This is a genomic window from Lysinibacillus sp. F12, assembly GCF_057773605.1.
The window spans coordinates 956,646-981,950 of sequence record NZ_JBYMLP010000001.1; the positions used below are offsets into that span (position 1 = coordinate 956,646).

General features: G+C 37.4%; 27 protein-coding genes. All 27 read right to left on the bottom strand.

Annotation, left to right across the window (positions count from 1 at the left end):
• Window positions 1-37: 37 nt before the first annotated feature.
• A complete protein-coding gene (locus tag AC3CH7_RS04880) occupies window positions 38-1,744 on the bottom strand; it encodes a proline--tRNA ligase (protein WP_488381599.1) in 1,707 nt (568 codons plus the stop codon).
• 148 nt (window positions 1,745-1,892) lie between these two features.
• Complete coding sequence (gene rseP, locus AC3CH7_RS04885) at window positions 1,893-3,155, bottom strand: RIP metalloprotease RseP (RefSeq protein ID WP_012293298.1); 1,263 nt, start codon at window positions 3,153-3,155, stop codon at window positions 1,893-1,895.
• A gap of 46 nt (window positions 3,156-3,201) precedes the next feature.
• Complete coding sequence (gene dxr / locus AC3CH7_RS04890; RefSeq protein WP_426388307.1) at window positions 3,202-4,347, bottom strand: 1-deoxy-D-xylulose-5-phosphate reductoisomerase; 1,146 nt, start codon at window positions 4,345-4,347, stop codon at window positions 3,202-3,204.
• 62 nt (window positions 4,348-4,409) lie between these two features.
• Entirely contained in the window at window positions 4,410-5,210 is an 801-nt protein-coding gene (locus tag AC3CH7_RS04895) for a phosphatidate cytidylyltransferase (RefSeq protein ID WP_012293296.1), read from the bottom strand.
• Window positions 5,207-6,001 carry an undecaprenyl pyrophosphate synthase gene (gene uppS, locus AC3CH7_RS04900; protein WP_008181400.1) on the bottom strand — a complete coding sequence of 265 codons (795 nt, stop codon included), beginning with the start codon at window positions 5,999-6,001 and terminating at the stop codon, window positions 5,207-5,209. The genes AC3CH7_RS04895 and uppS overlap by 4 nt, the downstream gene beginning before the upstream one ends.
• A 315-nt stretch (window positions 6,002-6,316) precedes the next feature.
• On the bottom strand, window positions 6,317-6,874 hold the full coding sequence (frr, locus tag AC3CH7_RS04905) for a ribosome recycling factor (protein WP_031419001.1): 558 nt from the start codon (window positions 6,872-6,874) through the stop codon (window positions 6,317-6,319).
• Window positions 6,874-7,599: a UMP kinase gene (gene pyrH / locus AC3CH7_RS04910; protein WP_012293293.1), complete on the bottom strand. Its 726-nt coding sequence runs from the start codon at window positions 7,597-7,599 to the stop codon at window positions 6,874-6,876. Before pyrH ends, frr begins: the two co-directional genes overlap by 1 nt.
• A 215-nt stretch (window positions 7,600-7,814) precedes the next feature.
• Window positions 7,815-8,702, bottom strand: a complete 888-nt coding sequence (gene tsf, locus AC3CH7_RS04915) for a translation elongation factor Ts (RefSeq protein WP_012293292.1) — start codon at window positions 8,700-8,702, stop codon at window positions 7,815-7,817.
• Between the two features lie 102 nt (window positions 8,703-8,804).
• Complete coding sequence (rpsB, locus tag AC3CH7_RS04920) at window positions 8,805-9,524, bottom strand: 30S ribosomal protein S2 (RefSeq protein ID WP_004269262.1); 720 nt, start codon at window positions 9,522-9,524, stop codon at window positions 8,805-8,807.
• 156 nt (window positions 9,525-9,680) lie between these two features.
• Window positions 9,681-10,256, bottom strand: coding sequence for a hypothetical protein (locus tag AC3CH7_RS04925; protein WP_031418999.1), 576 nt, complete (start codon window positions 10,254-10,256; stop codon window positions 9,681-9,683).
• Between the two features lie 9 nt (window positions 10,257-10,265).
• On the bottom strand, window positions 10,266-10,574 hold the full coding sequence (locus AC3CH7_RS04930; RefSeq protein WP_012293288.1) for a hypothetical protein: 309 nt from the start codon (window positions 10,572-10,574) through the stop codon (window positions 10,266-10,268).
• A 23-nt stretch (window positions 10,575-10,597) separates the two neighbouring features.
• Complete coding sequence (locus tag AC3CH7_RS04935; protein ID WP_008180720.1) at window positions 10,598-11,368, bottom strand: FliA/WhiG family RNA polymerase sigma factor; 771 nt, start codon at window positions 11,366-11,368, stop codon at window positions 10,598-10,600.
• A gap of 704 nt (window positions 11,369-12,072) precedes the next feature.
• Window positions 12,073-12,444 (bottom strand): hypothetical protein, encoded by a 372-nt coding sequence (locus AC3CH7_RS04940; protein ID WP_426388308.1) that lies wholly within the window; start codon window positions 12,442-12,444, stop codon window positions 12,073-12,075.
• Window positions 12,444-12,950 (bottom strand): chemotaxis protein CheD, encoded by a 507-nt coding sequence (locus AC3CH7_RS04945; RefSeq protein ID WP_012293285.1) that lies wholly within the window; start codon window positions 12,948-12,950, stop codon window positions 12,444-12,446. The genes AC3CH7_RS04940 and AC3CH7_RS04945 overlap by 1 nt, the downstream gene beginning before the upstream one ends.
• Window positions 12,950-13,582: a chemotaxis protein CheC gene (locus tag AC3CH7_RS04950; RefSeq protein WP_012293284.1), complete on the bottom strand. Its 633-nt coding sequence runs from the start codon at window positions 13,580-13,582 to the stop codon at window positions 12,950-12,952. The genes AC3CH7_RS04945 and AC3CH7_RS04950 overlap by 1 nt, the downstream gene beginning before the upstream one ends.
• A gap of 9 nt (window positions 13,583-13,591) precedes the next feature.
• On the bottom strand, window positions 13,592-14,038 hold the full coding sequence (locus AC3CH7_RS04955) for a chemotaxis protein CheW (protein WP_008180734.1): 447 nt from the start codon (window positions 14,036-14,038) through the stop codon (window positions 13,592-13,594).
• A 27-nt stretch (window positions 14,039-14,065) separates the two neighbouring features.
• Window positions 14,066-16,138, bottom strand: coding sequence for a chemotaxis protein CheW (locus AC3CH7_RS04960; protein ID WP_426388309.1), 2,073 nt, complete (start codon window positions 16,136-16,138; stop codon window positions 14,066-14,068).
• Between the two features lie 15 nt (window positions 16,139-16,153).
• On the bottom strand, window positions 16,154-17,305 hold the full coding sequence (locus AC3CH7_RS04965) for a protein-glutamate methylesterase/protein-glutamine glutaminase (RefSeq protein WP_488381600.1): 1,152 nt from the start codon (window positions 17,303-17,305) through the stop codon (window positions 16,154-16,156).
• Window positions 17,306-18,181 carry a MinD/ParA family protein gene (locus tag AC3CH7_RS04970; protein ID WP_012293281.1) on the bottom strand — a complete coding sequence of 292 codons (876 nt, stop codon included), beginning with the start codon at window positions 18,179-18,181 and terminating at the stop codon, window positions 17,306-17,308. It abuts the gene before it with no gap.
• Window positions 18,178-19,374 carry a flagellar biosynthesis GTPase FlhF gene (flhF, locus tag AC3CH7_RS04975; RefSeq protein WP_012293280.1) on the bottom strand — a complete coding sequence of 399 codons (1,197 nt, stop codon included), beginning with the start codon at window positions 19,372-19,374 and terminating at the stop codon, window positions 18,178-18,180. The genes AC3CH7_RS04970 and flhF overlap by 4 nt, the downstream gene beginning before the upstream one ends.
• A complete protein-coding gene (gene flhA, locus AC3CH7_RS04980) occupies window positions 19,374-21,404 on the bottom strand; it encodes a flagellar biosynthesis protein FlhA (protein ID WP_012293279.1) in 2,031 nt (676 codons plus the stop codon). The genes flhF and flhA overlap by 1 nt, the downstream gene beginning before the upstream one ends.
• 24 nt (window positions 21,405-21,428) lie before the next feature.
• Entirely contained in the window at window positions 21,429-22,517 is a 1,089-nt protein-coding gene (gene flhB / locus AC3CH7_RS04985; protein WP_012293278.1) for a flagellar biosynthesis protein FlhB, read from the bottom strand.
• Window position 22,518: 1 nt separating this feature from the next.
• The gene (fliR, locus tag AC3CH7_RS04990) at window positions 22,519-23,292 is read right to left on the bottom strand and encodes a flagellar biosynthetic protein FliR (RefSeq protein ID WP_012293277.1); all 774 of its coding nucleotides are present in this window, start codon (window positions 23,290-23,292) and stop codon (window positions 22,519-22,521) included.
• A gap of 4 nt (window positions 23,293-23,296) precedes the next feature.
• Window positions 23,297-23,566, bottom strand: a complete 270-nt coding sequence (gene fliQ, locus AC3CH7_RS04995; protein ID WP_012293276.1) for a flagellar biosynthesis protein FliQ — start codon at window positions 23,564-23,566, stop codon at window positions 23,297-23,299.
• 13 nt (window positions 23,567-23,579) lie between these two features.
• Entirely contained in the window at window positions 23,580-24,245 is a 666-nt protein-coding gene (gene fliP / locus AC3CH7_RS05000; RefSeq protein ID WP_012293275.1) for a flagellar type III secretion system pore protein FliP, read from the bottom strand.
• Complete coding sequence (locus AC3CH7_RS05005) at window positions 24,242-24,916, bottom strand: flagellar biosynthetic protein FliO (RefSeq protein WP_227256912.1); 675 nt, start codon at window positions 24,914-24,916, stop codon at window positions 24,242-24,244. The genes fliP and AC3CH7_RS05005 overlap by 4 nt, the downstream gene beginning before the upstream one ends.
• A 10-nt stretch (window positions 24,917-24,926) precedes the next feature.
• The gene (locus tag AC3CH7_RS05010; protein ID WP_008180756.1) at window positions 24,927-25,289 is read right to left on the bottom strand and encodes a response regulator; all 363 of its coding nucleotides are present in this window, start codon (window positions 25,287-25,289) and stop codon (window positions 24,927-24,929) included.
• Window positions 25,290-25,305 lie beyond the last annotated feature (16 nt).

Consider the following 25,305-nt stretch of genomic DNA (forward strand, 5'->3'; position numbering starts at 1 on the left):
GCATTCACTTCCATTTAAAACCAATCATGACAGGTTATTAATTTTTACGGAAAAATTCATTTAAGCGGTCAATCACTTCTTCCTTTTTCCATTCAAATGTTTCTCCAGTTTGTCTGAACTTCACTTCCACAATACCTTCTGTTGCTTTTTTACCAACTGTTACGCGAACAGGTAAACCAATTAAATCAGCATCCGCAAATTTAACGCCAGCACGCTCAGCACGGTCATCTAGTAGTACATCATAGCGATATGATTTTAGTAAGCCGTAAAGCTCATCTGCTAAAGCTACTTGCACTTCATCTTTAGTATTTACAGGTACAACATGGATATCGTATGGAGCTAATTGTGTTGGCCAAGTGAAGCCATTTTCATCTTGGAAATGCTCAGCTACCGCAGCTAGAATACGAGAAACACCAATACCATAGCAACCCATAATAAATGGTTGAGATTTCCCTTGCTCGTCTAAGAAAGTACCATTCATTTTAGCAGAATATGTAGTACCTAGTTTAAAAATATGACCAACCTCAATGCCTTCCGCAAATTTAATCGTACCTTGTCCATCTGGAGAAGGATCACCCTCTTGAATAAAACGAATATCTAAGTAGTCATTCACAGCAAAATCACGCTCAGGATTAACATTTACTAAATGGAATCCATCTTCATTCGCACCTGCAATACCATTACGAATAGATTTAATCGCATGATCAGCTACTACTTTTACGTCTACAGGTAACTTCACTGGCCCAATGGAGCCAACACCACAACCTAATAGCTCACGAATCGCTGCTTCACTTGCAAGCTCTACAGAACCCGCTTCAAGCGCATTTTTCAATTTAATATCATTGATTTCATGATCTCCACGCGCAAGAACAACTACAAGCTCTCCATCTACATCAAAAACAAGAGATTTTATAACATGGGCAGGTTTTACTTGTAGGAATGCTGAAACTTCCTCTATTGTTTTTTGATCTGGTGTCGCTAATTTTTCAACTTCTTTTAATGCTTCATCAGATGTCTGGTAATCTGCAATAACTTCAGCCATTTCAATATTTGCTGCATAGTCAGATGTATCTGAATAGGCAATTGTATCTTCTCCAATTTCTGAAAGGACCATGAACTCATGTGTACCTTTTCCGCCGATAGACCCTGCATCTGCGATAACAGCACGATAGTTTAAGCCAAGACGTGAGAAAATATTAGAATAAGCACGATACATATCATCATATGTTTCATCTAAGCTTTCACGAGACGCATGGAAAGAATACGCATCTTTCATAATAAATTCTCTTCCTCGTAGTAAACCAAAGCGAGGACGTTTTTCATCACGGAACTTCGTTTGAATTTGATAAAGTGTTAACGGTAATTTTTTATAAGATTTAATTTCATCACGTACTAACGTTGTAATTACTTCTTCATGTGTTGGCCCTAATGCAAAATCACGGTCATGACGGTCTTTCAAGCGCATTAATTCTGGACCGTATTTTTCCCAGCGACCTGACTCTTGCCAAAGCTCAGCAGATTGTAGAGATGGCATTAATAGCTCAATCGAATTGATGGCCTCCATCTCTTCTCGAATAATTGTTTCAATTTTTGATAACACACGTTTTGCAAGCGGTAAATACGAGTATACCCCACTTGTATTTTGACGAATAAACCCTGCACGTAGTAAATGCTTATGTGACTTTACCTCAGCATCAGCAGGTACTTCACGTAACGTTGGGATAAATGTTTTACTTTGCTTCATTCAGTGTTCCACCTTTTTTAATAGATAAGTTTATACTCTCAATAGCATAAACAAATTTAGCTTTGAGCGCAATGTTTCGTAGAAAATGCGCCCAAAGCTATAAATAAAATTCCTTTTAATTGTAAAGTTAGAATTTACTAGTCATTGATTAAAAGAAAAATCTCTGTATATCATTCCATGTGACAACTACCATTAAAATCATTAGTAGAACAATTCCTACAAAATGGACAATTCCTTCTTTTTGACGGTCAATTGGTTTCCCACGTAAAGCTTCAAAACCAAAGAATAATAAGCGACCACCGTCTAAAGCAGGTAATGGAAGTAAGTTCATAATTCCTAGATTTATACTTAACATTGCAGCCCAATTCATTAAGTTCATAATTCCATACTGAGCAACTTGCTCGGTTGCTTTATAAATACCTACAGGACCGGATAAAGCGTCTATTGTAAACTTACCAGTAATCAGCATACCTAGAAGCTCAAATATTTTGACAGTCATATTATAGGTTTCTTGTGCCCCATAGACAACAGCCTTTAGAGGATTAAATTCTCTCGGGCTATCGTAAAGCACTCCAATTTGACCATACTTTTCTCCATCCTGTTGGACTTCCTTCACAGTCATGTTTAAGTTGACAGATTGTCCATCTCGATCTACGGTCACCATAATCTCTTCGTTTGGATGATCCTGAATAATTGCAGCTAAATCCTGCCACTTTTCAACAGCCTGTCCATCAATGGCTGTCACTCTATCACCTGCAAGCATCCCAGCCTCCGCAGCTGGATTATTTTCTACAACTTCAGAGATAACTGGCTCATATGTTGGAACTCCGTGAATTAATCCAATAACTAAATAAATTACAAAAGCTAGAATAAAGTTAAAAAATGGACCTGCGAAAATAGTCATCGCTCGTTGGCCAACCGTTTTTGCATTAAATTGACGATCATGAGGTGCAATGACCAGCTCTCGTCCATTTTCCACAAGAATACAATCTCTCGCTACTTGATAACGAACTAATCTTTCTTCTTCATCATAGCCCTCTACAAACAAATCTTTTTCTAAATCAGCACGCTCAACTTCTAAAAATAACAAATCTGGTAATTGCTTATTATTTTGATTGAAAATAATTTTTTTAACAACATTATCTTCATTGACAACAAGCCCTATTCGATATCCTGGCTGTAATTCAGTGCCATCCATATCTTCGCCAGCCATTCGTACATATCCACCGATAGGCAATAAACGAATAGTATACATTGTTTCTCCATGTGTTCTACCATAAATCTTGGGTCCCATACCGATGGCAAATTCACGTACTAGAATACCTGCTCGTTTGGCGAATAAGAAGTGTCCAAGTTCATGGAAGAAGACGAGTAAACCAAATATTAAAATAAATGCAATGGCTGTTTGCATAATACCCCACCTTTAAAAGCGATTAGTTAACGATACATTGCTCTCGTTATTTTACCATGTCTAACACTATTTTTCTTGTTTCACTGTCCACCTGTAAAATCGTTTGTAAATCTGGTATTGCAATGTTTTGGTGTGCTTGCATCACACGTTCAATCGTCTCATCGATTTGAAGGAATGTTATTTTCCCTTGTAAAAAAGCTGCAACTGCTGCTTCATTTGCTGCATTCATTGCTGTTAGGATGGTTCCACCAGTACGGCCAGCCTCGTATGCTAAGCGCAATGCTGGGTAACGTTCAAAGTCCATTTCTTGAAAATGCAATTGACCAATTTGCGCTAAATTTAGTCTCTGACCATTATGTAACGGGATACGATCAGGGTAACTTAAAGCATATTGGATAGGAACGCGCATATCTGGTGTGCCTAATTGTGCAATCACACTAGTATCATGATACTCAACTAGAGAGTGAATAATACTTTCTCTATGCAAAAGTACATCTATTTTTTCATATGGCATATCGAATAAAACATGCGCCTCAATTACTTCTAAACCTTTATTCATCATTGTTGCAGAATCTATCGTAATCTTTGCGCCCATAGACCAATTCGGGTGATTCAGTGCGTCAGCCACAGTCACATGTTTTAATTGGTCCCGTGTTTTATCGCGGAAGCTACCACCTGAAGCAGTAATAATTAAACGTTCAATATCTTTGGGGTTTTCACCATTCATCGATTGGAAGATAGCAGAATGCTCACTATCAACTGGCAAAATAGTTGCGTTGTATTTTTTCGCTTCAGCCATTACTAAATGTCCAGCTGTCACAAGTGTTTCTTTATTTGCAATCGCAATTGTTTTTCCCATTCGAATGGCTGCTAAAGTGGATTCCAGCCCAACACTTCCAAGTACAGCATTAACAAGAACTTTCGAAGCCGGATGTGTAGCAACCTCCACTAAGCCTTGTGCGCCAAATGTGAAGTGAATAGTCGGATACTCCTTAGCAAGCAGTAGCGCATCTTCTTCTAGCTGCACAGAAACTAATTCGGGCTTTAAGTTATCAATCATTTCTCGTGTTTTCTCCATATTTTTCCCTGAAGAGAAAGCAACTAATTGAAAAGCTTCACGTTGTTCTTTTAAAATATCGTAGGTTTGCCAACCGATTGAACCAGTTGCACCTAATAAACTAATTTTTTTCACAACACATTGTCCCCTTTTTCTATCTAAGCAAATGTATGAATAGAAGTCCTTTATAGTTCGGATTAATTACCAAACAAATGTAAAAAATGAAGTAAAGGCACAACGAACAATAGACTATCGAAGCGATCTAATATCCCGCCATGCCCCGGTAAAATATTACCTGAATCCTTTACATCAAAATGACGCTTAATAGCAGATTCCACCAAATCGCCCATCTGACCAATAATGGAGGCGAAAATTGTTACGAATACAAGTGTTATATAACCATTTGCAAATGGGTAAATAAGTTGCATACCGACAGCGAAAATGACAGCAATGACAATTCCACCGATGAAGCCTTCAATCGTTTTCTTTGGTGAGATTTCAGGCCATAACTTGTTCTTACCAAATTTTCTTCCGACAAAATAGGCACCTGAATCCGTTGTCCAAACGACCAATAAACAATAGACAACGTACTCTAAACCTACATTTCTTGTTTCAATTAAGTAATGGAACCCTAAACCCACATAAAATGCGCCTAATAAAATAAAACCAACTTCATCAAAAGTTATTTTATTTTTTACCAAGACTACATAAATAAGGAGTAGCATCATTAGACCATAGACTACCATTAGAGTAGACGAATAGCCTATTAAGTCTACAACCTTTTCACTCCAGTCCTTCGGGATAACAAGCAAAATTAAAGTGACCAGCCCTAAAAAGCCAGGCACAGAAAAAATGGAAATACCTTTCATTTTAAGTATTTCATAAAAACCGACAATAGCCATTGCTAGCACAAGTATGGCAAATGGTACTTTTCCATAAATAACGAATGGTATGAAAAATGCTGCTGCAATTATTGCGGTAATAATTCGTTGTTTCAAGTTGTTTCTTCTCCCTTCAACCCACCATAACGGCGATTACGTTTTTGATAGTTTTCCACCGCTTCCAGTAAGGTTTCCTCACTAAAATCTGGCCACAATGTATCTGTAAACCAAAATTCTGTATAGGCAAGCTGCCAAAGCATAAAGTTACTTAAGCGCACTTCACCACTTGTACGAATTAATAAATCCGGTTCAGGCAAATGGGCCGTCATTAAATGAGATGTTAAGCATTCTTCTGTTAGGTCTTGCATTGTTAATTGACCGTCCTGTACTTTTTGAAGCATCATTTTCATGGCATTAACCATCTCAGAACGACTTCCATAATTCAGGGCGAAATTTAAAATAAGACCTGTATTATGCTTCGTTTCTTCCATTGCCTCATACAACGCTTTTTGTGTATGGGCAGGTAATAAAGATGGATCTCCAATCATTTCGACACGTACATTGCGTTCCATCATCTCGGGTAAAAAGGAACCTAAAAACTCGACTGGTAGCCGCATCAAAAAATCTACTTCAGGTTTTGGCCGTTTCCAGTTTTCAGTGGAAAACGCATATACAGTTAATACCTTAATGCCTAAATCTGACGCAAATCTCGTGACCTTACGTACGGTCTTCATTCCCTCATGATGACCAGCAACACGGGGCATAGCTCGTTTTTTTGCCCAACGTCCATTTCCGTCCATAATAATCGCTACATGGGCAGGAATCGGCTCGCTTTTAGTTAGGGCCACACGCTCCTCCAATGATAGTGTATCCATATTTATTTGTTTACCTAATAGCTTTTTAAACATGCTAACTCCCCCACTACAACTAATCGGACGTATACTAACCTATCATAACAAACAAAAGCGCTTTTTGTCTTTTTTTTCCCCTCTAAATTGACTATGTATGTACTAGCGTATTTTAGAACTATACACATTTTTAAAGAATAAGTTTGTTAAAAAATTAATCAATATTTATGTGATGCACAGCTTTGTATATTTCATCTATGCTTTTCTCTATGATTCAGCTCATATTCGAATGGTAAAGAGAAAAGACGTCCTGTTATGTATAGGACGCCTTCATCTCATCAAAAAGTTCCATCATAGACATGTAAAACGTTTGTTTTACACTTCTAAAATTTCTTTTTCTTTATCTTTCGTTACTTGATCCACTTTGACAATGAATTCATCTGTTAATTTTTGAATATCATCACCATAGCCACGTAGATCGTCTTCTGTGATTTCGCCAGCTTTTTCAAGTTTTTTCAAATCATCATTCGCATCACGACGTACATTACGTACAGCAATTTTTGCGTCTTCTGCTTCTTTTTTCACTTGCTTCACTAAATCTTTACGACGCTCTTCAGTAAGAGCAGGAATCATTAAGCGAATGATAGAGCCATCATTTGTTGGTGTGATACCGATATCTGATTTCATAATTGCTTTTTCAATTTCACCTAAAATTGTTTTATCATAAGGTGTAATCACTAATAAGCGAGCTTCTGGTACAGAAACACCCGCAAGCTGATTAATTGGTGTCGGGGCGCCATAATAATCAACCATAATACGATCTAATAACGATGCGTTAGCACGCCCTGCACGAATTGAAGATAGTTCACGTGTGAAAGCTGCAATTGTTTTGTTCATTTTTTCTTTTGCTTGTTCTAATACTTGTTTTGCCATTATGCATTCCTCCTAACAACTGTTCCGATTTTTTCGCCTAGTACAGCACGTTTAATGTTGCCTGGTTCCGTAATTGAGAAAACAATTAGTGGAATATCATTATCCATACATAGGGTAGAAGCTGTTGAATCCATTACTTGTAAGCCTTGTTGGATAACGTCTAAGTATGTGAGTGTATCATATTTAATGGCTGTTGTATCCACTTTTGGATCTGCTGAATAAACGCCGTCAACATTGTTTTTAGCCATTAAAATCGCATCTGCATCAATTTCTGCTGCACGTAATGCTGCCGTCGTATCGGTTGAGAAGAACGGATTACCTGTCCCTGCTGCAAAGATAACGACACGCTTTTTCTCAAGATGTCTAACTGCTTTACGACGAATGTATGGCTCCGCTACTTGAGTCATCACGATAGAAGATTGAACACGTGTTTCAATGCCTAATTTTTCAAGAGCATCTTGTAAAGCTAGGGAGTTCATTACAGTTGCAAGCATGCCCATATAGTCAGCTGCTGCACGATCCATCCCCATTTCACTACCTATTTTTCCACGCCATATATTACCGCCACCTACAACAACAGCAACTTCTACATCAAGATCCACTACTTCTTTTACTTCTTCTGCAACAGACTTGATTATTTTTGGTGATAAACCGAAGCCCGCTTCTCCAGCTAACGCTTCACCACTTAGTTTAATAACTACTCGTTTATATTGCGGTACACTCATTGTAAACCTCCGTAAGACTTTATTTAAAAAATCTCTATTCCCTTTTCCATTATAGTATATCTAACAATAATTGCTAGTTGAGAATAAGGCAGAATAGAAAATTCTATTACTATTTTCGTTCATTTCGGAAAAATAGGGAACACGCTATGTTGTGTTCCCCATTTTTTTTCTAGAAAATCTAGATATTATTTGATTAGGATCAAATGCCCGCTAAATTAGTTACCTTTAACTTGGCTCATTACTTCTTCTGCAAAGTTATCTTCACGCTTTTCGATACCTTCACCTACAGCATAACGTACAAAGCCGTTTACTGAACCACCAGTAGAAGCTACGAAATCACGTACTTTTTGGTCAGAGTTTTTAACGAATGATTGATCAAGTAGGCACACGTCTTCGAAATATTTACCAAGACGACCTTCAACCATTTTAGCAACGATGTTTTCTGGTTTACCTTCGTTAAGAGCTTGCTCAGTTAATACTTTACGCTCACGTTCAACTTCTTCAGCAGAAACTTCATCGCGAGAAACATAAGTTGGGTTGATTGCAGCGATGTGCATTGCAACATCTTTCGCTGCTGATGCATCAGTAGAACCTTCTAAAGTTACTAATACGCCAATACGGCCTCCCATGTGTAAGTAAGCACCGAATGAATCTGCATCCGTTTTTGTTTTGATTTCAAAACGACGAAGTGTGATTTTTTCTCCAATTGTTGCAACAGCTGTAGAAATTTGATCTTCAATTTTTACACCTTCAGCATTTGTAAGCTCTAGAGCAGCTTCAACTGATGCTGGTTTCGCAGTAAGTAATTGCTCCGCTAAAGATGAAACCAATACTTGGAATTTGTCGTTTTTTGCAACGAAGTCAGTTTCAGCGTTAACTTCAAGGATGATTGCTTCGTTACCTTGTTCTAAAATGTAAGTAGTACCTTCCGCAGCGATACGGTCAGCTTTTTTAGCAGCTGAAGAAAGACCTTTTTCACGTAGGAAATCGATTGCAGCTTCTAGATCGCCATCAGTTTGTACTAGCGCTTTTTTACAATCCATCATACCAGCGCCAGTTTTTTCGCGTAATTCTTTTACTAATTGTGCAGTAATGTTTGCCATTTAGTGTTTCCTCCTCAAATTGGTTGAACAAAGTTTTAATGATAGGTTCTAAAAAAGGTGATAAGGGTTTTGAGCCACTTATCACCTTTTTGTAAACGTGAATTACTCAGCAGCAGCTTCTACAGCTGGAGCTTCTTCTTCACCTTGTTTTGACTCGATTAAAGCGTCAGCCATTTTAGCAGTTAAAAGTTTAACAGCGCGAATAGCATCATCGTTAGCAGGGATTACGTAGTCGATTTCATCTGGATCACAGTTTGTATCAACAATACCTACTAGAGGGATGTTTAATTTACGAGCTTCAGCAACCGCAATACGTTCTTTACGTGGGTCAACCACGAACATTACGTCTGGAAGATCGTGCATATCACGGATACCGCCTAAGAATTTGATTAGACGCTCGTGTTCTTTTTTAAGTTGGATTACTTCTTTTTTAGGAAGAACTTCGAAAGTACCTTCTTCTTCCATTTTTTCGATTTGTTTCATACGTGCAACACGTTTTTGAATTGTACCGAAGTTAGTAAGAGTACCACCTAACCAACGTTGGTTGATGTAGTAGTTGCCTGAACGTTCAGCTTCATCTTTGATCGCTTCTTGTGCTTGTTTTTTCGTACCAACGAAAAGAACTTTACCACCGTCTTGACCAACTTGACGCATGAAGTCATAAGCTTCCTCTAATTTTTTAACAGTTTTTTGTAAGTCGATGATGTAAATCCCGTTACGTTCTACGAAGATATATTTCTTCATTTTTGGGTTCCAACGACGAGTTTGGTGACCGAAATGTACACCAGCTTCAAGTAATTGTTTCATAGAAATTACTGACATGTGAATTTCCTCCTAGTATGTTTGGTTTTTATCCTCCGCATTTATCTTCTGCAACAAGCTACCCTAATCTTAGAGCACCACTTACTACATCAAAATGCGTGTGTAGTAATAACACCATTTGCAACTATATCATAGCTTTTCCCAGTTAGCAACAATTTAGTGATGAAATTTCAGTAAAAGCTCGATTTCTGTTTTTCCCTTTTGCAGTTGTTTCGCTATTTCTTCTGTTGATTTACCCTGCTTAGCTAAATTTAATGCCTGTTGCTCCATTGTTAGCTCTTTAACTTCTTCCTTTTGCTCTACTTTTAAAGGCATCGGTGAGGAAGCTATTGTTTCAGTTGTCTGTCTCTGACGGGAATAAGCATTGGCTACAATATTTTTAGGAACATAGAGCCTAGCATCTTTATCTAAGCTTAATGGACGGTCCTTTTTCAGCTCTTGCTCTGCTGCCGAATAAGCCTGCTCCTGCTGAGGTTCATAGCTTACCGTTTGCTGAACGCTAGTTGCTGCTAACTCTGAAGGTGAGACATTTTGTAGTTCTTTAATAAGACGGTCGTTTTCATCTTTCATTTCTGTTAAATAGACACTAATGGTATCGTCCATTTCACTCATTAAGCGTTCTTGCTTCTTTTCTAAATCCTTAAATTTTGCTAGCTTAGTATTTAAAATAATAAGGAAGTAAAATGTAAGTAGCTGTAAAAAGAATAGTACCGCTATTAGTATGGTTGTCATTGTAAACTCCTATCCACTAAAATCCACGAAATTACCTTTAAACGGATGTTGTGCCTGTTTTTCTTGTTGATCCTGTTGCTTTTTCTTCTTTTTGTAAATATCCGTTAAGTATTCGCCACCTGCATCTTCATCCTCATTTATTTCATCCATACCTTCTGATGTATTGACAATTTTTTGCTTGCGTTCTATTTCCTTTTTTAACGCTTCATTGGCATGTGCTTGTTGAGCTAAAGCTTGTTGTTGTACTTGATCAGCCATTTTCCCAGCTTCAAATGTTTTAGGAATCGCAATTTGCAATTCAACCCCTTTTAAACTCATCGGAATCTCTCCCTCAAGGATATTTACGCATTCATCATTTCGCTAGATAATAATTTACGTAACTTTAAAAGCGCTTTGGAATGGATTTGGGAAATACGTGATGTTGATAATTCAAGCATTTCACCAATTTCAGTCAAAGTTAGTTCCTCCGTATAAAATAAACTTAGAACCAATTGTTCTTTTTCATTAAGCTTCTGAATATTTTCTGCTAAATCATCTAATAACTCTGATTTAACCACCGATTGTTCAGGTGTTTTTGTCGTATCGTCTCGTATGACAAACGACTTTCCATCTACCTCTTCTTGGTCTTGTTGTTCATTAATGGAAAGAACATTAGAAAAAAAATGCTCTTGTACTGTCTGATAAACATCTTCCACAGGTACTTCCATATGCTTCGCAAGTTCCTCAGGTGTAACATGACGCATATATTTTTGCTCTAATTGCTCAATCTGAGCATCTAATTTTTTGGCTTTTTCTCGCGCTGAGCGTGGTAGCCAATCTTCCTTACGAAGCCCGTCTATAATGGCTCCCCTTACTCTAAATGAAGCATATGTATCAAATTTCAAATCTCTATTAATATCAAATTTATTTAATGCATCAAATAATCCTATCATTCCTAAGCTCGTTAAATCATCTCGAGATACACTCTTTGGTAAACCCGCACTAATACGTTGAACATGATAAGATACTAAAGAAATATATTTTTTTATGAGTAAATCACCAGCATCTGGATCACGCTCATGTATCCAGCGATTCCACAGTTTTTGCTCATCGTTCAGAATTGGTTGTGTCATGAAATCCACCTCTCTAAAAAACGCCTTTACGCGCCCGTTTGCCACTGACTACTTGCGCTCATAAAACTTTTCTTTCATAAGGATTTCTCCATTATTTTTTATAAAATCCATAACCGTTCTACTCTTAGCATCACGCAACAGAGTAAAAAAATGGATAAGCTATTGCCATCTTTCCTACTATTATAACAAAAATCGACTATAATTTCATTTGTTTCTCTTAGTCTCTCTTCGTTTTATACAAACAAATTATAATTGTCCCCCTGTTATACATTAACCTAGTATACAGTTTGAAAATATGTCTAAATTATTAAGCTTTTACTTTTTAATTTTGTTAGTTCTTTTTACATATATACTAATTCTTATAAGAAGTATTTTGACTCTTTATCTATTGATTTTTTCAGGTATAAATACCTTTAAAATTGCAATATACTCACCATTTGTCTATAACAGCCAAAAAAAGGATGGCTAGTTGACCGAAGCGTAATAGTACCACTTTTGACATTATTGCTTTCCATAAAATTAGATACGATATGACCATTAAAGATAATTATCTTACGTTGAGAGTTGCGGGCGATTGCTTCAGCAGCAAGAAGCATCCACTAAGACTATGTTTGCACTAGTAAATTTCACAAAAGTTTCCCCCTACCATACAGTTTTTCCTGAGCGATCAAATAAAAAAGAGCCGCTCATGGCGACTCTCTGTTTTAAGCATTCACTTGTTGTTCTTCTTCTCGATTCATCATCGTTCGAACCACTTGTGCAATCTCCTCTGAGTTCTCATCTTGAAATTCAACGGTTGAATTAGCCGAAGCAACTTCTTGATTTGTGCCTTCAGTAGTCGTTTGTTCATTGTCTCCTAGTTCACCTTCCACTGCTTCCTCATTTACCTCTGGCGTATACAATATGTATGCTATTAAAGTACGTACGATATACATCACAAGGAATACAATGATTGCTGTGATAAAAGATCCGATAATGACTCGAAGGGGAGTGTAAGGCTTTTGAAATGTACTAAAAAAATATATAGTAAAAGCTATTAATGCTCCCCATAGGTTATAAAATATGGAACCAAACATTAGATTTCGCTCACTCCTTGGTTAACTGTTCGAATATGTAATGACGATGTGGCAGGATTAAATTCAATCGTTCTACCACTGTTTCCACCAGTATCCTCGGCCACTAAAGGAATTCCATGTCTTTTCAATTCATTTTTAACAGCTTCTACATTACGAGGACCGATGCGCATTGAATCTTTGTCCGAAGTAAATTGAAACATCTGTGCGCCCCCAGCAATTTTTGCCTTTAGTTTAAATTTTTGAACGCCCTCTAATTTTAATAGATCAATCATTGCTGCTATTCCCGAATCTGCAAATTTTGCTACATTGATTGACTCAGATCTTCCCAAGCTTGAATCTGGTAACATCACATGGATTAAACCAGCAATTTTTTTTGACTCATCATATAAAATAACGCCAACACAAGAACCCAGACCAGAAGTTCGAATCGTGTTAGGTAGCTTTACTACATCCATTTGTGCAATTCCTACTTTAACCACTTGCCCACTATTACTGCTTAGCATCATCAGGAAACCCCTAATGCTTTAAAAATAGCATCAAATGAGTCGGGATCTGGTAATAGGAAGAAATGACCTCTCACAGTTTCATGGTCTTCTACACCTTCTTCAAAAATGGATGTATTTATAACAATGACATTATCACTTACATGTGATAATTCTATTAAACCAATACTTATAATTGCACCAAACATATCAACGCTTAGGCCTGGCACAGTTGGATAAATTTTCAAATTAGTGAAGTCCGATAAGGCAGATAAATAGGAACCTGATAAAATATTTCCCATTTCTTGCATAGCTGATAACCCTAGTTCAGAAACAGGTCGTTTTTTAAAATCAAATGTCTCATCATGAATGAGTCGACGAATAAAACGGTTTGCCTGTTCAATAGGGAGTATAAAGAACATACTTCCTTCAGCATCACCTTCAATGCGAAGGTAAATACCAACAACGACATTTTCTGATCCGCCAGCCAATTCCATCATATCGTTAAAGGACACCATTTCTACCTTTGGCACACGCATATCAATTTTTTTCCCAAGTAAATTGGAAAGTGCTGTCGCGGCATGCGCAGCACCAATATTGCCAATTTCCTTTAATACATCTAAATGTAGCGAGGTAATCTTTTGATTAAATGTCATGATCGATCCCTACTTTAGTGGATTTAATACTTTTTCTAAATGTAATAAGATTAATAATCGTTTTTCTACTTTAGCAACACCTGAAATAAATTCTTCCTCAAGTGAGCCAACAACTTCTGGTTGTGGTTCAATCGCACTTGCAGGAATATCAATTACATCGTTTGCTGAATCTACAACAAAGCCTACTTCCATATCTTCTAGTGAGATAATGATAATACGAGTTGTTTCCTCATGTTCTGAAATAGGTAATTCAAAGCGTTCACGTAAATCCACTATTGGTGTTACGACTCCGCGAAGATTGATAACACCTTTTACATATTTCGCCGTTTTCGGTACACGCGTAATATGCATTAACTTTTCTATACCCTGAACATGGGACACTGGAATTGCATATTCTTTATTGGCTAGTTGAAATACAATTACTTTAATACTTTCTTGTTCCACTGCGTTTGTCATCTTTTACACCTCTCTTATTCATTCACCTTATTTTATTAATGCGTTACAATCCACAATTAAGGCTACTTTACCATTTCCTAAAATAGTCGCACCTGAAATAGCAAAAATATTTGTTAAGTAATTTCCTAAAGACTTCAAGACAATTTCTTGTTGTCCAATGAAGGAATCCACCACTAAACCAGCAAGTTTTTCACCTTTGCGAACAATCACTACTGAATGGAATTCTTCATCTTGCGGCTCTGTACGAGGTACTTCAAAGATTTCCTCTAAGAATACCAACGGTACAACCTTGCCACGGAAGTCGATTACTTTTTGATTATGCGCATTCATAATCTCCGATGAACGGATAATAGATGTTTCAATTATAGATGATAATGGAATTGCATAAATTTCTTTTTCAATTTCCACAAGCATGACAGAAATAATCGATAATGTTAGTGGTAATTGGATAGAAAAGATGGAACCAACATCTTGTGTCGATTCAATTGAAATATTACCGCCAAGTGATTCAATCGTCGTTTTAACAACATCTAACCCTACTCCACGACCAGATACATCAGAAATGACATCAGCAGTCGAGAAGCCTGAAGCTAAAATAAGCTCATTGATTTGATTATCAGACATTGAGTAAGATTGTTCTTGCGTCACAATACCTTTTGAAATAGCTTTCGCTAGTACTTTATCACGATTAATTCCTGCACCATCATCTTCAATTTCAATAAAGACATAGTTCCCACTATGGTAAGCTCGTAGGACAACCGTACCTTCTTCTGGCTTACCTTTTGCACGGCGCGATGTTGGGTTCTCAATGCCATGGTCTACAGAATTTCGGATTAAGTGAACAAGCGGGTCACCAATTTCATCGATAACTGTACGATCTAGCTCTGTTTCAGCACCAATAATTTCAAGATTAATTTTCTTATTTAAATCTCGTGATAGCTGACGAATCATTTTTGGGAAACGGTTGAACACTGTTTCAACTGGCACCATACGCATTGTTAAAATGATTGTTTGCAAATCACCCATAACACGGCTCATTCGCTCCACAGTTTCGTTTAGTTCACCATGGTTTACCTCTGTGGCAATAGATTGTAATCGACCACGGTCAATGACAAGTTCTTCAAACAAATTCATTAAAATATCAAGACGTTCAATATTTACACGAATCGTTTTATTCCCAACAGGTGCATGATTTTTTTCAACCTTTGCTGGTGCTGCTGTTTTTACAGACTGCGCGACTGGTTCAGGTTTAGAAGGGTCAGGAGTAGATGTAGATTCTACTTCCGCTACAGCCAATGCAGTTGCAGCCACTTCTTGCTGTGATTCATATTCTCTTTCACTAAATTTCTTTTGGTCAATTGCTGTAACAATAACTTCTTCAACCTCTGAAACTTTCATGATCTTTTTCTGCATATCTTCTGCTGATTCTTTTGTCACAAAGGCTACATAAAACTGTTGATCAAATTGTTCATCTTCTAGCTTTTCAACAGATGGACTCGATTTAATAACCTCTCCATCTTTTTCTAAAATCTCAAAGACCATAAATACACGTGCAGCCTTTAATAGACAATCTTCTCGTAATTTTACTGAAATTTCATAGGCATGGAAACCTTGTTCAGCCGATTGTGTGATAACTGTTTGTTCAAAACTATCATATTCTAAAACACATTCCACAGATGCTGGTTCTGCAACGGTTGCAACCACCTCTGGTACTGCTTCCTCACCTAACTCTATTCGCTTAAGTTGAGCGACAGTTGCTGACACATCACGTTTACCATCACCGCCGTTCGCAATATCCATAACCATTTCTTCTAGATGGTCAACAGATTCAAAGACCACATCCAAAATTTCAGGTGTTACATGGATTTTTTCATTACGAATTGCATCTAATACATTTTCCATTTTATGTGTTAAATCGGCTAAATCTTCAAAACCCATTGTGGCAGACATACCTTTTAAAGTATGGGCAGATCGGAATATTTCCCCAACAATTGCCAAATCATCTGGATTTTTTTCTAATGCTAATAAATGTTCACTACATGCTTGTAAATGCTCTTTACTTTCTTCGATAAACATCTCTAAATATTGATTGACTTCCATAAGAGGACACCCCTTTTAAGGCAAATATTTCATTATTGTTAGTGCTATATCATCTACATCGGCTACTTCATCAACTAGTTGCGTTTCTACCGCTGCTTTTGGCATACCATATACAATGCAAGTTTCTGCTGACTCAGCAATGGCAATAACATTACCGGTTTTTTTTAATGCTTTCAGTCCATTCGAACCATCATGCCCCATACCGGTCATAATCACTGCTACTTTATCAAAATCCTTATATTGACTAACATCTTCAAACATCACATCTACTGATGGTCTATGACCTGATCTTGGCGCTTCTTGATTATCAAGAACAATACCAAAGGTTGTCCCTACTTTCCTAAGCTTTAGGTGATAGCCACCTGGGGCAATATAAGCCACTCCATTTTGTAAAATATCTCCTTGCTCCGCCTCCTTAACAACTACTTCACTTAGCTGATTTAGACGCGTAGCGAGAGATTTTGTAAATCCAGCAGGCATATGCTGGACGATGAGGATAGGAGCTTGAATAGACTTAGGAATTTTTGTAATGACCTCCTGTAGCGCACGAGGTCCTCCTGTAGATGTACCGATTAGCACAATCTTTTTCCCCGCTTTATTCCATTCAGTATGCGACTTAGTTATAGCTACTTTAGAAGCAGTAGCATTCACAGGAATAGGTATTTGATGTTGTTGTAAATCTTTGTTTACGGTACTCACTTTTGTTACTGAATCTTGTTGTCGTTTACTACCAGAAGGTTTTTTCAATTTGGAAATTGGCACCATTGCTGCTTGTTCTACTTTGTGAACAAGCTCACTTTGGATTTTATGTAAATCAAGAGATATTGTTCCGCTTGGCTTTGCGACAAAATCTACAGCACCACTTTCAATAGCTGCTATAGCATTTTCTGTTCCACGCTGAGTGGTGCTAGAGAGCATGATTACAGGAACTGGACATTGTATCATTATTTCTTTTAATGCATCTAGCCCATTCATTTCAGGCATCTCAATATCCATTGTCACAACTGATGGCTTCAATGATTGTATCTTTTTGATTGCATCTTTTCCATTTCGTGCAGTTCCAACTACTTCCACCTTCGAGTTGCCAACAAAAAAGTCACTAATTAGCTTTCTCATAAAAGCAGAATCATCCACAACTAATAGCTTGCTTTTATGTAAAAAGTCCAATTAATCACGCCCTTTCGAAAAAATACTTCTTAGTTTCGTTAAAAATTTCTTCGCTGTCTGATCATGTGCATGTATTTCCTCCACACGGTGCTCCATAAAACGAATCACTATGAGTTGTAATGTCTTAGAAATCAGTGCGTCTGGATAAGCAAGTGAAAATGGGACTTGCTCACGCACAGCCTTCCGCACAATCGAATCTTCGGGTAATGAACCGAGAATCGTGACTTCTTTGTCTAAAAAACGTTTCATGGCTAATTTTAAACGTTCGTTTGTTTCGATGCCTTCTTCTTTACTAAATGCACGGTTACAGAGGACAAAAAACTGCTTATCAGCATCTCGCATATGAATATATTTCATCATAGAATAAGCGTCCGTAATTGCGGTCGGCTCTGCCGTTGAAATTACAATAATTTCGTCTATTGATGTGAGTAAATCTAGCGACCAATTTGTGGCACCTGCCCCCATATCAAATAAAATATAATCATAGTTTTTCTGAAGTTGTTCAAATGCTTGAATAAGCTGCTCAAACATCATTTCGGACCAATTAAAAATATTTGTCATGCCCGACCCACCTGATATATATCTTAAACCATGGGGTCCTTCAAATATTACCTCTTCTAGTAGCTTATTTCCTTCTAAGAAATCTTTCAAACTATTGGAAGCACTTTTCCCAATTAAAATATTGATATTTCCCATCCCAATATCCATATCTACAATGACAACTTTTTTCCCCTTTTGGGCCAAAGACAAGGCAAAATTCATCGTGAAGTTACTTTTACCAACCCCACCTTTGCCACTGACAACTGCAATTGCTCGACCTAAATCGCCTTGCTGCTTCATCATTTTCAAGCGTAATGTTTCAGCTTGGTCTCTCATTTCTCTTCACCTTGAAAAAACAAATTAAGTACTGCTTCTAAATCAGCTTCTTCAATATCTTCTGGTACTTCTTGACCATTCGTATAGTAAGCAAGTCCTTTATTATATTTAATCATTAAATTGAGCATTGTGCCAATAGAATTTGTTTCATCAATTTTTGTGAATATAAATTTTTCAATTGGCAGCTGATTAAATTGGTCGATAATGTTCGCCATATCCTTTTCTTTCGTGGTCATCGCCAGTACTAAAAAGGATTCTGCTTGATCATCAAATTTTATAAGACGTTGAAGATCATCCACATACTTGATCTCTTTATAATTTCGACCAGCTGTATCAATAAACACTAAGTCTAAATGTGATAACCTTTGAATAGCTTGTTCGAAATCTGTTGCATTGTAAGCAATTTCAACGGGTGCCTGTAAAAGGCCAGCATAGGTTTTTAGCTGTTCTATTGCTGCGATTCGATACGTATCTGTCGTAATAAATCCAATTTTCTTCTTCTTTTCTAAAACTGCTCTAGCTGCCATTTTGGCGATTGTCGTTGTTTTACCCACTCCTGTAGGACCTAATACGTTGATATATTTTCTTTCATAGGACAATCCTCCAATAGGCAGATCTTCTAATCTCTTACGTAGTAGATTTTTCGTTACCATTTTACATTGTGAGAAATTTATTTCTGACGCTTCTTTGAAATGCATAAAAAGCTCATCACCTATCGTTGTGATGAGCTCTTCATTTAGCTCTTGCTGTCTTAAGTATTCAATGAAGGGTAAGAGTTCATCGGGATATTGAGCTTGGGTAGTCTTTTTATGCATCGATTGCATTAAAGATTTTAAATCTGCAATTTCCTTCCTCAATTCTTCTGAAATGCCAGTGTCCTCGTTTTTAACTACATTTGGCGATGGTTGATCTTGATGAATTTTTGCTTGAATCGCATTTGTAATATCTTGTAGTCTCACATTTTCCTTAGTTGCGATAGGTAGTGCTACAGGCGTTGGTGCTGGAGCCACTTGACTTGGCTCCATCCCATCCACTCCTGCAACTACTTCGAAACTTTTTTGTTTAATCATACCGAAAAATTTCTTCGTGATGACAACTTTAGAATTCAAAATGACAGCGTCCTCACCAAGTTCTGCACGTACTTGCTTCATAGCCTCTGGTATGGAAGATGCATAATATTTTTTCATTTTCATTAAACATTCACCACCCCAACACTTTGAATTTCAATAGAAGCATCCAACTCATTATAAGAAAGAACTGGAATTTGCGGGAAATAACGCTCCGTTAGCTGTCGTAAATACATACGCACTGCGGGAGAACATAAAATAATAGCCGATTGTTCCATAAAGGACACACGCTCTATTTCTGCTGCAATTGTCTCTAGGACCGTTTGGGAATCTTGAGGATCCATTGCTAAATAATTTCCGTGATCTGTTTGCTGAATACTATCAGCAATCATTTTTTCTACTTTACCTGAAACTGTAATAACTTTTAATGCTGAACTATCTCCCACATACTGAGATGTAATTTGACGGGCCAATGATTGACGAACATACTCGGTTAAGATATCTGTATCACTAGTTACCTTTGCATAGTCTGCTAGAGTTTCAAAAATAATTGGTAAGTTCCGAACAGAAACATTTTCTCGCAGTAGTTTACCAAGTACTTTTTGGATTTCTCCAGTCGATAAAGGTGTCGGTGTTAGCTCTTCTACTAAAATAGGATGAGTTTCTCGTAAGTGATCTATTAACTGCTTCGTCTCTTGACGACCTAATAATTCGTGAGCATTCGCACGAATTATTTCGGTTAAATGCGTGGATACCACACTTGGTGGGTCTACAACCGTGTAGCCATAAATTTCAGCATCTTCCTTCACTTGCTCTGTAATCCACTTAGCTGGCAATCCAAATGATGGCTCTACTGTATCAATACCTTCAATAGAATCATCATCACCTGGGCTCATAGCTAAATAATGATCCAGTAAAAGCTCACCTCGTGCCATTTCGTTTCCTTTAATTTTTATTCGATATTCATTTGGTTGAAGCTGAATATTATCTCGAATACGAACAACCGGGATGACAATCCCTAATTCTAGTGCTAACTGACGACGGATCATAATGACACGATCTAATAAATCCCCGCCTTGAGCAGCATCTACTAATGGAATTAATCCATAACCAAATTCAAATTCGATTGGGTCCACATTTAATAAATTCACAACATTTTCAGGGCTCTTCATGCCGTCTGTTGCCACTTCTTCTTCAATTTCAAGTAATTCCTCTTCATCCTCTGGTTTCTTACGTTCCATCATATAAGCTCCAGCAATGAGGGATAGACCTATTGGGAGTGTTACCCAGTTAGGAATTGGTGTAAATAATCCTAGTAATACTATGGTACCTCCAGCTACATAGAGTAACTTTGCTTGAGCAAATAATTGTCCTGTTATATCCTGACCAAGACTTCCTTTAGAAGAGGCGCGAGTTACCACAATCCCTGTTGCTGTTGAAATAAGCAAGGCAGGAATTTGGGAAACAATACCGTCCCCAACGGTTAGCTTAGAAAAATGAGTTGCAGCTTCTGCAAATGGGAGTCCCATTTGGACAACTCCGATGATGATTCCGAATAATAAGTTGATAATAACCATGACCATCGAGGCAATGGCATCCCCTTTTACGAATTTTGTGGCACCATCCATCGCTCCGTAGAAGTCCGCTTCGCCCGCTACTTTTTCACGTCGTTCGCGTGCTTCCTTTTCGGAAATTATTCCTGCATTTAAGTCAGCATCAATACTCATTTGTTTACCTGGCATTGCATCGAGTGTGAAACGAGCTGCTACTTCAGCTACCCGCTCTGCACCCTTTGTAATCACAATAAACTGAATTAATACTAGAATTAAAAAGACAACTAAACCTACGAGAATATTTCCCCCGACTACGAAATCACCAAATGTTTCTACGACAGATCCCGCGTCCCCATTTGCTAAGATCGCACGGGTTGTGGAAACACTCAGTCCTAATCGGAATAAGGTTAAAAGTAAAATAACCGAAGGAAAAATAGAGAAGTCTAATGCTTCCTTCATACTCATTGCTGTTAGCAGTACAATTAATCCTAATGTAATATTAATGACAATTAAGAAACTTAACATCCACGGAGGAAGAGGGATGATGAGCATCGCAACGATTAAAATAACCGCACCTAAAACCCCAATATCGCGAACTTTCATTTGTGTCCCTCCTACTAAAAAGCTTTAAATTTTACGTTTAATACGGTAAACATAAGCGAGTATTTCTGCTACTGCCTTGAAAAATTCTTCTGGTACGGGATCACCAATTTCAACTTGATCATACATGGCGCGAGCTAAAGGCCGATTTTCCACCATAATGACGTCATGCTCTTTGGCAATCAGCTTTATTTTTTGAGCGATAAAGTCTGTACCCTTTGCAATTACCCGAGGTGCATCCATGCTTTCCTCGTCATATTTGAGGGCAATCGCATAGTGAGTAGGGTTAGTAATAACCACATCTGCACTTGGAATCTCTGACATCATCCGACGCATCGCCATTTCGCGCTGACGTTGTTTGATTTTCGATTTAATCAGCGGGTCACCCTCACTATTTTTATATTCATCTTTAATATCTTGCTTAGACATTTTAAGATTTTTTTCATAATCAAATTTTTGATACAGCCAATCCAAAATGGATACACAAAGTAAAACTAATGATGCCGCTATGCCCATAATGCCGACAAGTTTTCCGACTGTAATGAGCGTTATCCATGGACTTTTAAAGGATAAAGCTAAAACCTCTGGCAGGTTTGTCCAGATAATAATTGTCGTTACACTACCGATAAAGCCAATCTTTAATACAGATTTCAGCAACTCTACGATTGCCTTTACCGAAAATATTCTTTTCAACCCTTTTATAGGGTCCATCTTTTTCAGATCAAATTTCATTGGCTCCAAAGTAAATAAAAAGCCAAATTGCAAAAAGTTACCTGCAAGTGCTCCAACAACAGCTATTGCCATAATCGGTACAATAATGAAAGCCATTTGAATTAATGTGTCTATAAATAAGTGCATCACACTGTCAATAGTCAGTGTTTCGATGCGTATGTTATGGATAAAGGTTTGTCTAAAAAACGCTAATAGCTCATCCCGTAAAGAACCTGCAAAGAAAAATAAGAAGATAAAGACCATCAGCATGACGATGGCACTTGTTACATCTTGACTCTTAACAACTTGTCCCTTTTTTCGAGCATCTTGGCGTTTCTTTGGCGTCGCCTTTTCAGTTTTTTCTCCTGAAAAAAACTGGATATCTAAATTGAGTAGTAGTTTCATGTTATCCACCACCTAAAATGGCCATTAAATCACGCATGCCGTAAATCATAATAGTGATTAACTTTTGAATAACTTGAATCATTACAGCCATCATTGTAAATAACACTAAAAAACTAACTCCTATTTTAATAGGAAAACCAACAACAAATATATTTAATTGTGGTACTGTTTTCGCAGTTATTCCTAAAGCTAAATCGACTAAAAATAGGGTAGCCACAACAGGTGCAGCCATCTGAAATGCAATGGCAAAAACGGCTGTAAATGTTGTGATGATAAATTGCGGAAAGCTATCATTTGTAAAACTAGGGAATTGATCCATAGGTAAAAATTGATAACTATAGTAAATTCCATCAAGAATCATATGATGGCCATTAATGGCTAATAATAAAAGGAATGCTAGCATATTAAAGAACTGTCCTATTAATGGACTTTGAGCACCTGTTTGCGGATCAATAATATTGGCAATGGCAAAACCCATTTGAAAATCAATAAAGCTCCCTGCAATTTGAATGGCAGACATAATAATATAACCTACTAGACCGAGTAACAGGCCAACAAGTGCTTCTTTCATCACTAATAATATGTAATCATCATTGAATGCAAATGGCTCAACATCAATTGTGTAATACATCATCCAAGCTAAAACCAATGCGAGAGTAATTTTGACTTGTGGTGGTATGGTTCTATAGGAAAAAAAAGGAACCGTAACAAAAAATGCTGAAACACGCACAAGCACCAATAAGAAAACCGTTAAATGCGGAATTAATTCATTCATGGACTCACCCTATATAACGTGTTAAATTCTCAAAAATGTCTCTCGCATAGCTAGTAACTTGAGATAGCATCCATGGGCCAAAGAACACGATGGCCACTAAGACGGCGACAATTTTCGGTACAAAAGCTAATGTTTGCTCTTGAATCGAAGTCGTAGCTTGAAAAATACTTACAGCCAAACCAGTGATTAAAGCTACTAATAGTAATGGACCGCTTGTTAGAAGGATAATCATAATGGCACGTTCTGCAACGGAAATAACCAATTCACCTGTCATACTGTATCATCCCCTAAAAACTTTGTAGTAGCGATTTCATGACGAGATACCAGCCATCGACCAGAACAAACAATAAGATTTTGAACGGCAATGAAATCATTACTGGCGGTAACATCATCATCCCCATCGACATTAATGTACTCGCAACAATCATATCGATCACTAGGAATGGAATAAAAATCATAAAACCTATTTGAAATGCTGTTTTAATTTCACTTAAAGCAAATGCTGGCACAAGCATTGTCAGTGGGATTTCTTCCACTGATGCTGGTTTTTCTGCTTGATTGTACGATAAAAACAAGTCTAGATCCTTTTGTCTAGTATGCTTACTCATAAATTCTTTAAATGGCAAGCTTGCCCGATCATAAGCTTCCTCTAAACCAATTTCTTCAGAAAATAGTGGTTGCAAAGCCTCTTTATTGACCTCTTGAAAGGTTGGCGCCATAATGAAGAACGTTAAAAATAAGGCTAAACCAACAATCACCTGATTAGGTGGCATTTGTTGTGTAGCCAGTGCCGTACGCACAAAGGATAAAACGATGACAATACGAGCAAAGGATGTCATTAAAATTAAAATACTTGGTGCCAGTGATAAAACAGTTAGTAGTAGTAAGAGCTTAACAGATGTTGAGACGTTGGTTGGATCGCTATTGGAAAAAATATTGATTAAATCATTCATTTATCATCCTTCTCCTTTTGCTTCCATCTCTCAATCTCTTCACTGCGCTCCTGTTTAATTTCGGATATCTTTTTTTCAAAGAGCTTGCCAAATGTCTCTTGCTTTTGTTCATTTTGCAAATTCTCTCTATCTTTTTTCTTAAACTTAGAAAATACTTCTGCAATATAAGGTGATGTTGCTGCAAGTTCTTGCCTTTCGTTATATAGTGCTAACAGTGCTTCTATTTCTTCAGGATCAGTAATTTCACGTAATAGCTGAACGTCTTCACCGACCCCCACTAAATACATGGTTTTACCTACTTGTAAAAGCTGTACTGATTTTTGCGCACCTAACGATAAACCGCCTAAATTTTGTATCATTTGATTACGTTGAAAGTTTAAATTACGTTTATTTAAAAACTTCATTAAACCATAAAACAAAGCTACAACAAAAATAAGCGCTAAAACCATTTTTATGTATTCCCATGCAGATATATCTCCAGCTGCTGATACACTTGGTTCTTGTTTAGCAGCTGGATCAGTCGTATCTCCATAACAAGCTTCTGGGTCTTTAATGCAATCTGTCACACTATTCGTATCAGAGTCTGCATAAACAGAAGTTGGTGTCGGGTACAAAAACAGGAAGGATACAAGAAATGCAAAAATCATCGTTAAACGAAATGATTTTAACATTTTCATGCAATCATCCTAGCGCTTTTTGGATCGCTTCAATTACTCGGTCTGCTTGGAAAGGCTTAACAATAAAGTCTTTCGCACCAGCTTGAATTGCATCGATTACCATTGCTTGTTGTCCCATTGCAGAACACATGATTACAGTTGCACTTGGATCTGATCCCTTAATTGCTTTAAGAGCCGCAATACCATCCATTTCTGGCATTGTGATATCCATTGTTACTAAATCTGGCTTCAATTCGTTGTACTTTTCAACAGCTTGTAATCCATCTGCCGCCTCTCCAACAACCTCAAATCCATTTTTCGACAAAATATCCTTGATCATCATACGCATAAATGCAGCGTCGTCTACAATCAAAATTCTTTTAGACATGGTTAACTCCTCCAAT

Excerpts from the sequence above, each read along its gene's own strand:
- AC3CH7_RS04960 (WP_426388309.1), bottom strand. The coding sequence starts at position 16,138 with ATGGAAGTCAATCAATATTTAGAGATGTTTATCGAAGAAAGTAAAGAG.
- fliP (WP_012293275.1), bottom strand. The coding sequence starts at position 24,245 with ATGAATGATTTAATCAATATTTTTTCCAATAGCGATCCAACCAACGTC.
- AC3CH7_RS05005 (WP_227256912.1), bottom strand. The coding sequence starts at position 24,916 with ATGTTAAAATCATTTCGTTTAACGATGATTTTTGCATTTCTTGTATCC.
- AC3CH7_RS04970 (WP_012293281.1), bottom strand. The coding sequence starts at position 18,181 with ATGAGAGACCAAGCTGAAACATTACGCTTGAAAATGATGAAGCAGCAA.
- rseP (WP_012293298.1), bottom strand. The coding sequence starts at position 3,155 with ATGCAAACAGCCATTGCATTTATTTTAATATTTGGTTTACTCGTCTTC.
- AC3CH7_RS04945 (WP_012293285.1), bottom strand. The coding sequence starts at position 12,950 with ATGATGCTAAGCAGTAATAGTGGGCAAGTGGTTAAAGTAGGAATTGCA.
- AC3CH7_RS05010 (WP_008180756.1), bottom strand. The coding sequence starts at position 25,289 with ATGTCTAAAAGAATTTTGATTGTAGACGACGCTGCATTTATGCGTATG.
- AC3CH7_RS04935 (WP_008180720.1), bottom strand. The coding sequence starts at position 11,368 with ATGACACAACCAATTCTGAACGATGAGCAAAAACTGTGGAATCGCTGG.
- tsf (WP_012293292.1), bottom strand. The coding sequence starts at position 8,702 with ATGGCAAACATTACTGCACAATTAGTAAAAGAATTACGCGAAAAAACT.
- frr (WP_031419001.1), bottom strand. The coding sequence starts at position 6,874 with ATGGCAAAACAAGTATTAGAACAAGCAAAAGAAAAAATGAACAAAACA.
- flhF (WP_012293280.1), bottom strand. The coding sequence starts at position 19,374 with ATGAAAATGAAAAAATATTATGCATCTTCCATACCAGAGGCTATGAAG.
- pyrH (WP_012293293.1), bottom strand. The coding sequence starts at position 7,599 with ATGAGTGTACCGCAATATAAACGAGTAGTTATTAAACTAAGTGGTGAA.
- AC3CH7_RS04925 (WP_031418999.1), bottom strand. The coding sequence starts at position 10,256 with ATGACAACCATACTAATAGCGGTACTATTCTTTTTACAGCTACTTACA.
- AC3CH7_RS04930 (WP_012293288.1), bottom strand. The coding sequence starts at position 10,574 with ATGAGTTTAAAAGGGGTTGAATTGCAAATTGCGATTCCTAAAACATTT.
- AC3CH7_RS04940 (WP_426388308.1), bottom strand. The coding sequence starts at position 12,444 with ATGTTTGGTTCCATATTTTATAACCTATGGGGAGCATTAATAGCTTTT.
- fliQ (WP_012293276.1), bottom strand. The coding sequence starts at position 23,566 with ATGACAGGTGAATTGGTTATTTCCGTTGCAGAACGTGCCATTATGATT.
- AC3CH7_RS04880 (WP_488381599.1), bottom strand. The coding sequence starts at position 1,744 with ATGAAGCAAAGTAAAACATTTATCCCAACGTTACGTGAAGTACCTGCT.
- uppS (WP_008181400.1), bottom strand. The coding sequence starts at position 6,001 with ATGTTTAAAAAGCTATTAGGTAAACAAATAAATATGGATACACTATCA.
- fliR (WP_012293277.1), bottom strand. The coding sequence starts at position 23,292 with ATGAATGAATTAATTCCGCATTTAACGGTTTTCTTATTGGTGCTTGTG.
- AC3CH7_RS04955 (WP_008180734.1), bottom strand. The coding sequence starts at position 14,038 with ATGACAAACGCAGTGGAACAAGAAAGTATTAAAGTAATTGTATTTCAA.
- flhB (WP_012293278.1), bottom strand. The coding sequence starts at position 22,517 with ATGAAACTACTACTCAATTTAGATATCCAGTTTTTTTCAGGAGAAAAA.
- rpsB (WP_004269262.1), bottom strand. The coding sequence starts at position 9,524 with ATGTCAGTAATTTCTATGAAACAATTACTTGAAGCTGGTGTACATTTC.
- flhA (WP_012293279.1), bottom strand. The coding sequence starts at position 21,404 with ATGAAAGTTCGCGATATTGGGGTTTTAGGTGCGGTTATTTTAATCGTT.
- AC3CH7_RS04950 (WP_012293284.1), bottom strand. The coding sequence starts at position 13,582 with ATGACATTTAATCAAAAGATTACCTCGCTACATTTAGATGTATTAAAG.